A 13,189-nucleotide genomic window follows, 5' to 3' on the forward strand; every position below is an offset into this window, starting at 1 on the left:
CCGGATGGCCCGGAAACCACGATCGCCGCACGACCGCCGCGAGGGCGCGGGTCAGTCGCGGCATCGCGCACCTGACCCGAGCAGCTCCGAAACGGACCCACGGGACGGTCGGCCGCGTCCGGATGCCCCCGAGGGCTGGCGTTCGCTGATCAGCAACGACTACGACTACCCGGAAGAGTTGGACGAACTCCACGGTCGCGACCGACGTCGCGCGAAGAAGAACTGGCGCCGTGACGATCATGCGCAGCGCATGGCCTGGCTGCGCAATCAACGCCAGGCTGAGCCGACCAGCCCCGCAGCGATCGTGGTCCTCGTCGTTGTCCTGGCCGTGATCATCCTCGGTGTGGGCGGTGGATTGCCGCGCCTGCTCGGCGGCAAGAGCAAGGACGACGGATCCCCGATCAGCTTGCTGACACCCGGGCGCTCGGTCGTACTCCCGACGGCGCCTTCGACCCAGTCGAACCAACCCGTCGCTCCCACGAGCTCTGACCTCACAACCCCGCCGCCCCAGACTCAACGACCCGCAGCCGAGGTGACAGCGCTGGCAACCGATGTCGTCGGCGCCTGGGCGCGAGCCTTCTATACCCGTGATCCGGCAACCGAGTCGTACTCCGAACTCGTCGCGAAATGCGCGAAGTACATGACCGAAGAGGTCGCGTCGAGCTTCACCGCTGCGGGCGATCCGACGTACGAAGCGCTGAAGAGCGATGGCGGTAAATCGACGGTCCTCGCAGCTCCGGTGACTGCTCCGCCGGCAAATGCGCAGGCTCCGGTCGACACTCCCAGCCGCATCACCCGTTTCGTCAAGGTCACCATCAACGTCACCGGCAAACACGCCCAGCGGTTCGACCTACCTCTCCTCATCACGCTGGCGAACCAGAACGGTCAGTGGGTCATCAGCGACGTGTCGGGCGGTACTGGACCGTGACGGCGGGGGACTGCGATGTTCGACGAGCGTGATCTCGGTCGTGGCCTCCTGTCGGTCGCGACGCGAGGATGGTTTGCCAAAGGCGCTGCCGCGCTTGCCGTCATTGGAGTCGCAAGCCTGCTGATGCTTGCTCCCTTCGGTGGCGGTACGACGAACCAGGCTGCTTGCCCCGCTGGGATTCCCGGCCAGCCCGGCGACCCGAAGCCCAGCGGGTCCCTTCGAGGCACGCAGATCGCTTTTGCCAAGTTGATCGACAGCGTTGCGGTGCGGCGAGGCCTACCTGGCAAAGCGACGCTGATCGCTTTGATGACGGCATTGGTGGAGTCGGATCTCCAGAACCTCACCTATGGTGACGCTGACTCGGTCGGTCTGTTTCAGCAACGGCCAGCGGCAGGCTGGGGCTCGCGGCGTCAGATTTTGAACCCGCGGTACGCCGCCAACGCCTTCTTCGGCGGGTCCCAGGCGCCGGATCCGCCCGGCCTCGTGGACATCAACGGCTGGCCCTCGATGGCGCTCGGTGATGCTGCTCAGGCAGTCCAGGTATCCGCGTTCCCCGACAGGTACGCCGTACGCGAGCAGGAGGCCCGCGAGATCGCCTCCGCAGCCGGCATCGATCTGACCAGAGCTGGGAATCCGTACGCCGGCCGCACCGGCGCGCCGGCCGGCGGGTCAGTCGTCGATGGAATGCAAGGCGACGACAACTGCGGTCAGTCGGGCGGATTGACTGCAGGCAAACCGGTCAACGGCGTCTGGCCGGAGCAGAAGGCGACCGTCACAGACCCGACTGGTACCGGCGGGTTGGTGACGCCGCGTACGGCGGCCTGGGTGGCGGCGGCGCGCAAGAATCTCGGCAACCTGAGCATGAGCTGCTGGGACGCGCACGCATGGAACCCGACCAGCGATCATCCTCGCGGCCTGGCATGTGACGTGATGGTCGGCACGGACGCCAGAAAGTCCGCGCCCGCTCGCGCCCGCGGCGACCAGATCGCGAACTGGGCCGTGACCACCGCCGGCCAGACCGGCGTCCACTACGTCATCTGGTACGGCAAGATCTGGTCAGCCCGCCGAGGCACCTGGATCCCCTACAACGGCGGCGGCGTCTACAACCCAACCGACGCCACCGGCGGCCACTTCGACCACGTCCACGTATCCCTGTACTAATAATGGACGCACCCAACCCGCCCGACCCCGATGAGGAGAACCCCCGGATGGCAGGCTCTGGCGATCCCAACGATCCGAACAGCGTTTGGGGTCACGATGCCAGGCAGCAGCAGCCGCCGGCCGGTTTTGGGAGTGCCGCACCGCCACCACAATCTTGGGCGGAGCTCCCGGCCGGACCGTCGGGTTCCGGCGGCGCGCATCAAGCGCGACGAGTCGAGGTGTCGACTGCGTCGCTCTTGTTGTCAGCCGTGCCCTGGTTCTTCTGGAGCTTTGCTGTTGTTTCGTGGATCGTCGGAATCATCGGGTTCGGCTGGGGCTGGTTGCTTGTTCTCGTTTGGTTTGCATCGGGCGCAGTTGTCTTCATCCGACCAGTAGAGGACGCGCTCGCGCGGTATCTCTTCCGTCTGCGACAGCCGACACTGATCGAAGAGCAGCGGTTGCGCCCCATCTGGCGTCAGTTGGCCGACCGGGCCGGTATACCGGAGAACCGATATGCGATCTGGATCCAGGAGTCGGACGATCCAAACGCGACTCCGACGCCCGGGCACATCATTGCCACCACCCGATGGGCTTTGTACACGCTGCCGCCGTCACACCTAGAGACCACGCTGGCTCATGAGCTCGGCCACCATCTGGGTGGCCGTGACTGGCTCAGCCTGTTGAGCTTCTGGTACTCGATACCTGCGCGCTGTGCCTTGATCGGTGTTCGTGCGCTGGGGCGCTTGATGCGCGCCGTGCCTGCCGTCGGATGCGTTGTCATCGGATTCGTGCTGCTCGGGTATCTAGGAGTGCTACTGGCGGTGCTGACGTTCGATGACAGCCTGACGCTCCCGCTGCTCTTCTTGACCCCACTCGTAGCGCCGCCGATCCTTGCTTGGCTCAGCCGGCGCGAGGTCCTTCAGGCTGATCGCCGAGCCGCAACCATGGGCTACGGGGCCACGCTGATTCAGGTTCTGTATGGCTGGCAGTTCCAACATCAGCACGCTCTCGGGCGTGACGCCAGCCGCCGTTCGCACTTCATGGCGAGTGCGCCTTCGCTCCCTGAGAGAGTGCGTGCACTCGAGCAACTACAGCAGCGCCCATAACACCCGAGACCCCACGCTGAACGCCTGCTCTACTCCTCGATTCGCCTGATTTCGTGGGTGGTGTTGGGGTTTGTGAAGGTTAGGAGGTTGTGGGCCTCTGATTCGATTGATTGCCAGGCTTTGTGGGGGAGTTTGGTGGTGGGGGTTATTAGTAGGGTGGTTTGGGTTTTGGAGTTGGATTTGGTCCAGAGGGCTGTGGTGTAGCCGTTGTGGAGGATTGTGCCCCTCGTTAACAGGGTTTGTGGGGGGACGGAACTCGGGGTGGGGGTGAAGCGGGTGCGGTTGGTGTGGGAGAGGAGGAGGTTGTCGTATTCGGGGAGGAAGCGGGTGGGGGGTTCGGTGTCTTCGGGTGGGAGGGGGAGGTTGGGGAGGTCGTAGAGGGGGCGGTTGGAGTCGGGGGATGTGTAGGTGCGGAGGTCCAGGCCGTCGAAGATTTCGGTCAGGTGGGTTAAGCCGGACCAGGTCTGGGCGTCGGCTACCGTCGCGGGGCCGTAGGCGGCCAGGTAGCGGAGGACGAGGTTTTCTAGCGAGGGCTTGGCGCTGATGGGGGAGTTGAGCCAGAGGTCGGCGCTGGTCATGGTGGGGTTGCCACCTTTGTTCCAGATACCTCGGGGTGGGATCTGGATAGTGGGGAGCAGGCAGCGGACGGCGTGGGCCAGGGCGGCGGGTTCGCGGTCGGGCCAGAGTTTGCCGAGGTGCTCGCGGAGTTGGACGGCGGTGGCGGGGCTCTGGGTCAGGCGGTCGATGCCGGCCTGGAGTACGGCGTCCATGTCGAGGCCCTCGAGGCGGTGCCGGCCGTAGGTGATGTTCTGGTAGATCTCGCGGTCCAGCCGGGGCTGGACGAGGGGGCGGAACGCGAGGAAGTCGCGGCTCGAGACCAGGTGGATGGTTGCCCGCATCAACGAACCGCGGACTGCCTGGCGGTCCTCCAGGAGTTTGACGAGCTCAGCCGGCTGGAAGTCCTTCAGCCGGGTCCATAGGCCGACGTACGGCGCGAGCGGGGCCTGGGCCTGCATGCCGGCCAGGTGCTCGATCGCTTCGAGGGCGGTGGCGTCGTGGCGTTCGAGCAACCATTGGCGGTCGAGCGTGGCACGGTTCAGTGCCTGCAGGCTCAGCCTCGTCATGACGTGATCCTCTCCTGGGTGTTGCTACCACGCTAGGAGAGGTAGCGGTCAGAACTTGTCCGCTTCGAAACCCATGCCGGCTGCGAAAGCGGTGAGGAGGTCGCGGCCGGTGGGCCACATGTCGAGGTTGCTGGCGGTGTTCAGATGGCCTTGGTCGGGGAGGGGAATGTGAGGGGTGGACCAGGACTGGGCCAGGCGGATGGCGGCGGTGGGGGTGCAGTAGGGGTCGTTGGTGCTGGTTATGAGGAGGGCGGGCACGGGGAGGGGCCGGGTGGGGAGCGAGGTGAAGGTTGGTAGGAGATCTGCGGGGAACGTGGGGCCTTGGGGGTCGGGAGGGGCGACCAGGAAGGCGCCTCGGATGCGGGGCGGGGGTGGGGACTGGGTCAGCCAATGGGCGATGGCATGGCAGCCGAGGCTGTGGGTGATGAAGACGATGTCGTCAGCCGAACTCTCAACCGCCCGCGTGATCGCGGCGGACCAGTCGGTGAGGTCGGGTGCCGACCACGACGACGGCTGGATCCGTACGGCGGGAGCGAGCCACTCGCTCTCCCACCGTGACTGCCAGTGGTGTACGTCGGAGCCGTCGAGGCCGGGGATGATGACGAAGGTCATGGACTCTCCTCTACACGTGGACGCCTGCCATCATGGAGGAGTCATCGCCGTCCGGCGCCGTGAACTGATGAAACGAAGGTCGATGAGTGAGGCAACGATTGGTTCATTGGACGCGATCGACCGGGAGATCCTGGCGATCCTGCAAATCGACGGCAGGCTGAGCGGGGCCGACATCGGGCGCAAGGTGAACCTGTCGCAGCCCGCGGTATCGGCGCGGATCCAGCGCCTGGAACGCTCCGGCGTGATCACCGGGTACCGCGCGGTCGTCGACCCGGCGAAGGTCGGGCTCAACATCCACGCCGTCGTACGGGTCCGGACCACGCACGCCCGGATCCCCGAGTCGCTCGAGTTGTTCGCGACCTTGCGGGAGGTCGTCGCGACGTACCGGCTGACCGGCGAGGACTGTTTCCTGCTCGACGTTCACGCGCCCGACGCCGGCCGGCTCGAGCAGGTGGTCGACGCGATCGGCCGGCTGGGACCGGTGAGCACCTCGCTGGTACTGCGGGAGTACCCGCCGAAGCCGCTCGCTCTCGGATGACAGGATTTCCCTTGCCGCCGTGAAATCCGCAGAATCACGCGAAGTTCCGCTTCCCAGCGAGCGGTACGCCGAACTAGGGTTCGACGGACCGTAGTGGTTGCGTTACGCAACAGGAACGTGGGAGGGAAGCGTATGTCGAAAAGCCGTAAGGCGCTTGTGGCCGCCACCGCAGGACTGGCGACCGTCGCGCTCGGGTTGTCGTTCACCAGCGCCGCGGGGGCCGCGCCGCAGGCGACGGCAGCCAATCCGAACGGGCTCAAGCTGATCAAGACGAAGACGTCGTTGCTCGGCAAGCACTACTGGTACCAGCAGACCTTCAAGGGGCTGCCTGTCGTCAACGGGTACTACGCCAAGCACGTGGCGAAGGACGGCTCGGTCGAGATCGCCGACGGACGCGACGCCGTACCGGCGAACCTCGACGTCAGCGCGAAGGTCGCACCCGCTTCCGCGACGCAGTCCGCGAACGCAACGGTCACAGCCCAGGCGAACCGGTCGCGAGCCGCGGGGCCGAACAAGAGCTTCGTCAAGCAGCCCGAAGCGACCAGCGGCGCCGCACAGCTCGCGGTGGTCGGCGGCCCCGATGCGCGCTTGGTCTGGAATGTCACCAGCCGCTCGACCGAGGGCGTCAGCCAGTCCCTCGTCGACGCGAAGACCGGCAGTGTGGTCGCGTCGAAGGTGATCAGCGACAACGTCGACGGCCGCGGCTCGGTCTTCGACCCGAACCCTGTGGTCAGCACGCAGAACGAGAAGCTGACCGACATGAACGACAAGAACCAGGACGCTCTGTTCCTGGCGCAGAAGAACGTGATCCTGCGCAACCTGGACGGCTCCGGGAAGCTCAACGGCCCCTACGTCAACATCAGGGAAGCCAAGGGCGGGATCGCGCAGAGCAAGAACAACTCCTTCGTCTACCAGCGCGCGAACAACAAGTTCGAGCAGGTGATGGTCTACTACCAGATCAACCAGACGCAGGAGTACATCCAGAAGCTCGGGTTCACCGACGTGAACAACGAGTCGCAGGACTTCTCGGTCGACACGGTGCCCGACGACAACTCGTGGTACGACCCGTCGACCGACATGATCACCACCGGTGAAGGCGGCGTCGACGATGCCGAGGACGCCGAGGTGATCTGGCACGAGTACGGTCACGCGATCCAGGACGACGTCGTACCGGGCTTCGGTGAGACCGAGGAAGCCGGAGCGATCGGCGAGGGCTTCGGCGACTACTGGGCCGTGACGAACTCGGTCCCGGTCAGCAAGGGCTTCAACCTGCCGTGCGTGATGGACTGGGACGCCACGTCGTACACGTCCGACGAGCCGCACTGCCTGCGTCGTACCGACACCGGCAAGACCACCGACGACATCGACGGTGAGGTGCACGACGACGGCGAGATCTGGTCGAACGCGCTCTGGGACATTCAGCAGGGACTCGGCCTGACCAAGGCCGACAAGCTGATCCTCGAGGCGACGTTCTTCTACGACCCCGACACCTCGTTCGCCGCCGCGGCCCAGGACACCGTCCAGGCTGCCCGGCTGCTGTACGGCAAGGCCGCCGCGCAAACGGTGACCGACGCCTTCAAGGCCCGCAAGATCCTGAAGTAGCGGCTGCAGGTCGTGCGCCCACCACTACTGTGGGCGCATGACCTGGAGTACGGCGGACATTCCTGACCTGACTGGAAAACTGGCGCTTGTCACGGGCGCTACGAGCGGACTCGGGTACGAGACCGCGCTGGAACTGCTCAGACATGGTGCGGACGTGCTGGTCGCGGCGCGCAATCCGGACAAGGCGGCGCAGGCTGCGGAGACGTTGACGCAGAAGGCCGGAAGAGCGCCGACCGTGCTCGAATTGGACCTCGCTGATCTTGCGAGTGTCGAGAAGGCGGCTGACGAGGTCATCACGTCGTACGACCGGCTGGATCTGCTGATCAACAACGCCGGTGTGATGGCGCCGCCGTACCGGGAGACCGTCGACGGGTTCGAGCTCCAGATCGGCACCAACCATCTCGGTCACTTCGCGCTGACCGGTCGGCTGATGCCGTTGCTGGTCAACGGCAGCCGCGTGGTGACCGTCAGCTCGTTCATGCACAAGACCGTTCGCGGTATCAGCAAGGCCGATCTTCGCCCGCCGGCGGGCAGCTACCGGAAGTGGGAGTTGTACGGGAAGTCGAAGCTCGCGAACCTGCTCTTCATGCTCGAGCTCGATCGCCGGGCGCGTGCTGCCGGCGCCGATCTGCTGAGCGTCGGTGCGCATCCCGGGTACGCCGCCACCCACCTGCAGGCTGCTGGGCCGGAACTCGCGGGCAATCTCCGTCAGGCGCGCCTCGCGGCCGCTACGACCCGCCTCGTCGCGCAGTCCGCCGCGGCCGGTGCTTGGCCGAGTCTGTACGCCGCGACGTACCCGGACCTGCGCCCCGGATCGTTCGTCGGACCGGGCTTCTTCGAGTACCGCGGTACTCCGAAGGTCGTGCTGCCGACCCGGACCGCACAGGACGCGGGGCTGGCGAAGGAGCTGTGGGACTGGTCTGTGGAGGCGACAGGGGTCGATCCGGCACTCACCGTGCCGAGGTAGTGACACAGCGGCAACTTTCTGGTTACCCTCCGGTAATTCCCAACCGCCGGAGGTCCTGGTGCGCAGAATCGCCACCGCGCTTGCAGTCGCCCTTGCCGCCGCGCTGACAGCCGCCCTGACGCTGATCACGATCGGTCCGCGTGCTGACGCCAGCCAGACCGCCGCCCCGGGCTTCAGCACGGCGTACCAGCGCATCCCCGGCGCCGGTGGGATCGAGATCGGCGCGGTCGTACTCACGCCGACCGGGCAGGGGGACGGTCCGTTCCCGCTCGTGGTGATGCCGTCGAGTTGGGGTGTGCCGAACGCGGAGTACGTCGGCCAGGGTACGAAGCTGGCCACGGCCGGGTTCCAGGTCATCTCGTACTCGAGCCGAGGCTTCTGGGATTCCGGCGGCGGCGTCGACATCGCCGGCCCGCCGACGGTCGCCGACGTCAGCAAGGTGATCGACTGGGCCGGCAGGCACACGCCGGCGGACACCAGCCGGGTCGCCGCGGTCGGGATCTCGTACGGCGCGGGTACGTCGCTGCTCGCCGCCGCGAAGGACTCACGGATCAAGGCGGTCGGCGCGCTCAGCGGGTGGGCCGATCTGATTCGGTCGCTGGACCCGAACGACACGGTCGCGCTCCAGTCCGTTGCCGGTCTGCTTGCCCTGGGCAACATCACGGGGCGGCCGGGTCCGGAGATGGCTTCGCTACAGACCAAGTTCGTCACCGGTGACTTCGATGGCGCGATCGCCCAGGCCAGTCAGCTCTCGCCGGCGCGGTCCGCGGCGACGGTGGTAGACCAGATCAACGCGAAGAAACCGGCCGTGTTCCTGGCGAACGCGTTCGAGGACTCGATCTTCCCGCCTTCGCAGTACACGGACTTCTTCACGAGCCTGACCGGGCCGAAGCGGCTGCTGCTCGCACATGGCGATCACGCGACGCCTGAGGTGACGGGCGCGGTCGGTCTACCGAACGAGACGTGGGATGAGCTCGTCGGCTGGTTGCGGCATTACCTGACGGGTGCGGACAACGGCGCGGACGCCGAGGCGCCGGTGCAGCTGAAGTCGCAGCGTGGGACGTGGCGCGGTTATGCCAGTTGGGCGGCGGTCGGGCAGGCGCGTACGTCGTACCTGACCAAGGCAGGAGCGCTGCAGGGTGGTGCGTCGACTGGATGGAATCGGTCGATCGGCGCTGGTATACCAACGGTCGCGGATAGCGGAGTGGCGCTCGTATCCGGTGCTCTGCAAGGCCTGCTGGCAATTCCGACCGGTGTTGTGACGCCATTGGTCGACAGGTCGTTTGCCGGGGTTTGGTCGGGCCCGACGTTTGGCAGCGCGACGGTCGTGAACGGTACGCCGAAGCTGCATGTCACCGTAGAGCCCTCGGCGGCCAGTACGTCGCTCTTCGCCTATCTGTACGACGTTGACGCGCTGGGGGTCGGATCGTTGATCTCGCACAAGCCGTACACGTTGCGCGGGGCTACGCCGGGGAAGGCGGTGCCACTCGATGTGCAACTGGAGGCGACGAGTTGGGAGGTGCCGGCCGGGCACCACCTCGTGCTCGTTGTCGACACCGTGGATCCGCGGTACCTCGGCCGGAGCGTGATCGGGTCGACGGTCACGTTCAGTTCACCTGCAGCTGATCCGTCGTGGATCAGCGTTCCGCTGGCGGCGAGAGCGCCGCCCAGCCCAGTCTGCGTCAGTGTTTGATCATGCGCGAGCTCTTGCGGTTTTGTGGTGAGAGCGTTGTCATGGGATCGCCTTTCCCCGCCCCGGAAGGAGAGACCCCATGTTCAAGCCGCTCGCAGCCGCCCTCGTGCTGCTGTCGACGACGCTCGTCCCGACAGCCCAGGCGCAACCGGCATGGCACGTCGGCACCCCACCACTCACGACCCCCTGGACCGCCGACGTCTCGCCGACGAACGCGCTCCCGGAGTACCCGCGCCCGCAACTGACCCGACCCGACTGGCGCAACCTCAACGGCCTGTGGGAATGGGCGCCGGCCGCGGTCGGTGAGCAGCCGCCGATCGGCCGCACGCTCAAGGAGCAGGTGCTCGTCCCGTACCCGATCGAATCCGCGCTGTCCGGTCTCCAGAAGCACGAGGACCGGATGTGGTACCGGCGTACGTTCACCGTGCCGGACAACTGGAAGGGCAAGCGGCTCCTGCTGCACTTCGGCGCGGTCGACTACGACGCCAAGGTCTGGGTCAACGGCCGCCAGGTCGCAACGCATCGCGGCGGGTACGACGGCTTCGACGTCGATGTGACCAATGCCCTGCGCACCAAGGGCCCGCAGGAGCTGATCGTCTGGGCCGAGGACCTGACCGACGAGACGTACCAGCCGATCGGCAAGCAGCGCGAGGTCGGCGACCACGGCATCTTCTACCAGGGCAGCTCCGGCATCTGGCGGACCGTCTGGATGGAGCCGGTGAACGTTGCGTCGATCGACCGTCTCCAACTCACGCCCGACCTGCCCGGCCAGACCCTCAAGGTCACCGCCCAGACCTCCGGTCCCACGGGCCTCGACGTCGAGGTCACGGCGTACGACGGCCGCACCGCCGTCGGGCAGGTGCGCGGCAAGGCCGACACCGAACTCCGGCTACCGATCCGGAATCCCAAAACCTGGTCCCCGGACCACCCGTTCCTGTACGACCTCAAGGTCCGCCTGCTCGATCGCGGCAAAATGGTGGACCAGGTCGGTTCGTACGCCGGGATGCGCTCGGTCGGCCTGCAGAAAGGTGCCGACGGCAAGCTTCGGATTGCGCTCAACGGGAAGATCCTGTTCAACCTGGCGACCCTCGATCAGGGATTCTGGCCGGACGGACTCAACACCGCACCGACCGACGCGGCGCTCCGGTTCGATCTCGAGCAGCACAAGCGGCTCGGGTTCAACACCGTGCGCAAGCACATCAAGGTCGAGCCGGATCGCTGGTACTACTGGGCCGACAAGCTCGGCCTGATGGTCTGGCAGGACATGCCGGCAACGAAGACCGACGCCATGCCGGACCCATGGCGGGCGCAGTTCGAGTCCGAGCTGCACGAGATGGTCGACGAGCACAAGAGCTTCACCTCGATCACCGTCTGGGTCCCCTTCAACGAGGGCTGGGGTGAGTGGGACCGGGCGGCGACCGGCCGGATCGCGGACGACGTCAAGGCGCAGGACCCGTCCCGCCTCGTCAACGCCCACAGCGGCGTGAACTGCTGCAACTCCCACGGCGACTCCGGTCGCGGCGACCTGATCGACAACCACGCGTACCTCGGCCCGGCCACGACGGCGCCGTCGGACACCCGAGCGGCGGTTGACGGCGAGCATGGCGGGTTCGGCCTGAAGGTGCCGGATCACATGTGGTTCGGCGACGGATCGGCGTACGAGATGGAGCCCGACTCGGCGACCCTCACCCGGCGGTACGTCGAGAACCAGGCCGACGTGCTGAGATCGGCCGAGCAATGCGGGATCAGCGGATCGGTCTACACCCAGATCACCGATGTCGAAGGTGAGCTGAACGGGTTCTACACCTACGACCGGCGAGTCCCGAAGATGGACTTCGACCAGGTGCGGATGATCAACCAGCAGATCATCGCCGACGCGGACGGGTCGGGCACTGGCATACCAGACCCGGGACCCGGTACACCGGGTGCCGACGGCATCCACTTCTATCCGCTCGACGGCACCGCGGAAGATGCTGTGGGCAACAATGATGGAACTCTCCAGGGCGGCGCGACCTTTGCCCCGGGCAAGAACGGCGAGGCGGTCGCGCTCAACGGATCGGGTCAGTACGTCGACACCGGCGCGGCTCTGCTCGACACCGGCAAGAACTACACCGCGAGCGCCTGGGTGAGGCTGAACAAGGCGGACGGCGCGTTCCAGACGTTCGTCAGCCAGGACGGCGATCGCGACAGCGCGTTCTTCCTGCAGTACTCCGGCCAGGACCAGCGTTTCGCGATGAGCTTCCCCGGCATCCGGGCGTTGTCGCCGACGAAGCCCAACCCGGGGCAGTGGTACCACGTCACCGGCGTACGCGATGTCGTGAAGGGCGAGCTCAAGCTCTACGTGGACGGCGAGCTCGTCGCCACCAAGAGCGCGTGCGCCCTGGACGCCAGCTCGACCGGCAACACGGTCATCGGCCGGGCGAAGTTCGGTGGCAACCAAGTGGACTTCCTGGACGGCACGATCGATCAGGTCCACCTGTACGACCGGGCCCTCACCGATGCGGAGGTGCGCACTCTCTACGAATCAGGCCGCTAGAAAGGGTTCGGGATGCGAAGTCAGAGCGCAACCCCGATCCTTGTAGGTACCGATCAGGGGAGGTGAGTGCGATGGCCGCACCCAGCCAGCTGCTCGCACCCCATTCGACGATCCGGTTCCGGCCTCCGCGGTTCGGGCTCGGCGGTTCGCATCTCGGCGAGCCGCCGGGCCCGGACGCCGACGCGACCGCGGTTGCCACCGTCGACGCGGCCTACCAGGCCGGTATCAGGTTCTTCGACACGTCCCCGGCGTACGGCGACTCGGAACGACGACTCGGCACGGCGCTGCAGAAGCGCCCGCGGGGTGAGTTCCTGGTGTCGACGAAGGTGATCGGAGCCGACCCGAAGACCTCGATCGACCAGAGCAGCGCGCAGCTGGGACTCGCGGTCGATGTCGCCTTCGCCCACGACGAGTCGGCGTACCCGACGCTCGACCGGCTGCGGCGCGAAGGGACCATCAAGGCAGTAGGAGCAGTGTCGGACGACTGGCAGGAGCTCGACCGTCTGGTGCGCGACGTCGAGCTCGACTGTGTGCTGCTGACGGCGCACTATTCGTTGCTCGACCGCACCGCCGGACCGCTGCTGGATCGTTGCCTGACGCACGGAGTCTCCGTCATCGTCTCCGGCGTACTCACCCCACAGGTCCTCCACGCAGACACCGTCGAGGCACGACGCATCGCAGCCGTCTGCGAGCGGTACGGCGTTTCCCTGCCGCAGGCCGCACTCGCCTTTCCCAGCAGGCATTCCGCGGTCACGTCTGTGCTGATCGCCGCGTCGTCACCGGCCGAGATCCGCGCCGACGCGGCGCTGGTCCGCCAGCCCGTGCCGGACAAGCTCTGGCGGGATCCGGAGTTGCTGCGCTTGCTATCCTGACAACAGGAGTTCGACGCAAGCGGGCTCCCCGGACGAGCGGCGCCGTACCCGGTCTGTCAAGACGACGCCTC

General features: G+C 66.6%; 11 protein-coding genes and 1 riboswitch. Of the genes, 9 read left to right on the forward strand and 2 right to left on the reverse strand.

Features of this window, described 5'->3' with window-relative positions; all coding sequences use genetic code 11:
* Positions 1-4: 4 nt before the first annotated feature.
* The 3 genes from EV653_RS02825 (at position 5) to EV653_RS02835 (ending at position 3,174) form a co-directional block, all read left to right on the forward strand.
* Positions 5-928 (forward strand): hypothetical protein, encoded by a 924-nt coding sequence (locus EV653_RS02825; RefSeq protein WP_134097651.1) that lies wholly within the window; start codon positions 5-7, stop codon positions 926-928.
* Between the two features lie 15 nt (positions 929-943).
* Entirely contained in the window at positions 944-2,089 is a 1,146-nt protein-coding gene (locus EV653_RS02830) for a hypothetical protein (protein ID WP_134097653.1), read from the forward strand.
* 218 nt (positions 2,090-2,307) lie between these two features.
* Positions 2,308-3,174 (forward strand): M48 family metalloprotease, encoded by an 867-nt coding sequence (locus tag EV653_RS02835; RefSeq protein ID WP_166679272.1) that lies wholly within the window; start codon positions 2,308-2,310, stop codon positions 3,172-3,174.
* A 29-nt stretch (positions 3,175-3,203) separates the two neighbouring features.
* Here EV653_RS02835 and EV653_RS02840 read toward each other — a convergent pair whose 3' ends face one another.
* Positions 3,204-4,298: a winged helix DNA-binding domain-containing protein gene (locus EV653_RS02840; RefSeq protein ID WP_134097657.1), complete on the reverse strand. Its 1,095-nt coding sequence runs from the start codon at positions 4,296-4,298 to the stop codon at positions 3,204-3,206.
* A gap of 48 nt (positions 4,299-4,346) precedes the next feature.
* Positions 4,347-4,910 carry an RBBP9/YdeN family alpha/beta hydrolase gene (locus tag EV653_RS02845; protein WP_134097658.1) on the reverse strand — a complete coding sequence of 188 codons (564 nt, stop codon included), beginning with the start codon at positions 4,908-4,910 and terminating at the stop codon, positions 4,347-4,349.
* An 82-nt stretch (positions 4,911-4,992) separates the two neighbouring features.
* On the opposite strand from EV653_RS02845, the gene EV653_RS02850 reads away from it, so the two are divergent.
* The 6 genes from EV653_RS02850 to EV653_RS02875 all read left to right on the forward strand — a co-directional run bounded on the left by EV653_RS02850 (position 4,993) and on the right by EV653_RS02875 (position 13,118).
* Positions 4,993-5,448, forward strand: coding sequence for an Lrp/AsnC family transcriptional regulator (locus EV653_RS02850; RefSeq protein WP_202871465.1), 456 nt, complete (start codon positions 4,993-4,995; stop codon positions 5,446-5,448).
* Between the two features lie 132 nt (positions 5,449-5,580).
* Positions 5,581-7,050: a M4 family metallopeptidase gene (locus tag EV653_RS02855; protein ID WP_134097660.1), complete on the forward strand. Its 1,470-nt coding sequence runs from the start codon at positions 5,581-5,583 to the stop codon at positions 7,048-7,050.
* A gap of 37 nt (positions 7,051-7,087) precedes the next feature.
* Positions 7,088-8,017: an oxidoreductase gene (locus tag EV653_RS02860; RefSeq protein ID WP_134097662.1), complete on the forward strand. Its 930-nt coding sequence runs from the start codon at positions 7,088-7,090 to the stop codon at positions 8,015-8,017.
* Between the two features lie 58 nt (positions 8,018-8,075).
* Positions 8,076-9,710, forward strand: a complete 1,635-nt coding sequence (locus EV653_RS02865) for a CocE/NonD family hydrolase (protein ID WP_134097664.1) — start codon at positions 8,076-8,078, stop codon at positions 9,708-9,710.
* 79 nt (positions 9,711-9,789) lie between these two features.
* A complete protein-coding gene (locus tag EV653_RS02870; RefSeq protein ID WP_134097666.1) occupies positions 9,790-12,246 on the forward strand; it encodes a LamG-like jellyroll fold domain-containing protein in 2,457 nt (818 codons plus the stop codon).
* 71 nt (positions 12,247-12,317) lie between these two features.
* Positions 12,318-13,118, forward strand: coding sequence for an aldo/keto reductase (locus EV653_RS02875; RefSeq protein WP_134097668.1), 801 nt, complete (start codon positions 12,318-12,320; stop codon positions 13,116-13,118).
* A gap of 3 nt (positions 13,119-13,121) precedes the next feature.
* Positions 13,122-13,189: riboswitch (guanidine-III (ykkC-III) riboswitch) on the forward strand.

The organism is Kribbella pratensis (genome assembly GCF_004365355.1).
Classification (GTDB): Bacteria; Actinomycetota; Actinomycetes; order Propionibacteriales; family Kribbellaceae; genus Kribbella.

Bases quoted from the DNA above. Each gene is read 5' to 3' on its own strand.
- EV653_RS02825 (WP_134097651.1), top strand. From the start codon at position 5: ATGGCCCGGAAACCACGATCGCCGCACGACCGCCGCGAGGGCGCGGGT.
- EV653_RS02830 (WP_134097653.1), top strand. From the start codon at position 944: ATGTTCGACGAGCGTGATCTCGGTCGTGGCCTCCTGTCGGTCGCGACG.
- EV653_RS02840 (WP_134097657.1), bottom strand. From the start codon at position 4,298: ATGACGAGGCTGAGCCTGCAGGCACTGAACCGTGCCACGCTCGACCGC.
- EV653_RS02845 (WP_134097658.1), bottom strand. From the start codon at position 4,910: ATGACCTTCGTCATCATCCCCGGCCTCGACGGCTCCGACGTACACCAC.
- EV653_RS02850 (WP_202871465.1), top strand. From the start codon at position 4,993: ATGAGTGAGGCAACGATTGGTTCATTGGACGCGATCGACCGGGAGATC.
- EV653_RS02855 (WP_134097660.1), top strand. From the start codon at position 5,581: ATGTCGAAAAGCCGTAAGGCGCTTGTGGCCGCCACCGCAGGACTGGCG.
- EV653_RS02860 (WP_134097662.1), top strand. From the start codon at position 7,088: ATGACCTGGAGTACGGCGGACATTCCTGACCTGACTGGAAAACTGGCG.
- EV653_RS02870 (WP_134097666.1), top strand. From the start codon at position 9,790: ATGTTCAAGCCGCTCGCAGCCGCCCTCGTGCTGCTGTCGACGACGCTC.
- EV653_RS02875 (WP_134097668.1), top strand. From the start codon at position 12,318: ATGGCCGCACCCAGCCAGCTGCTCGCACCCCATTCGACGATCCGGTTC.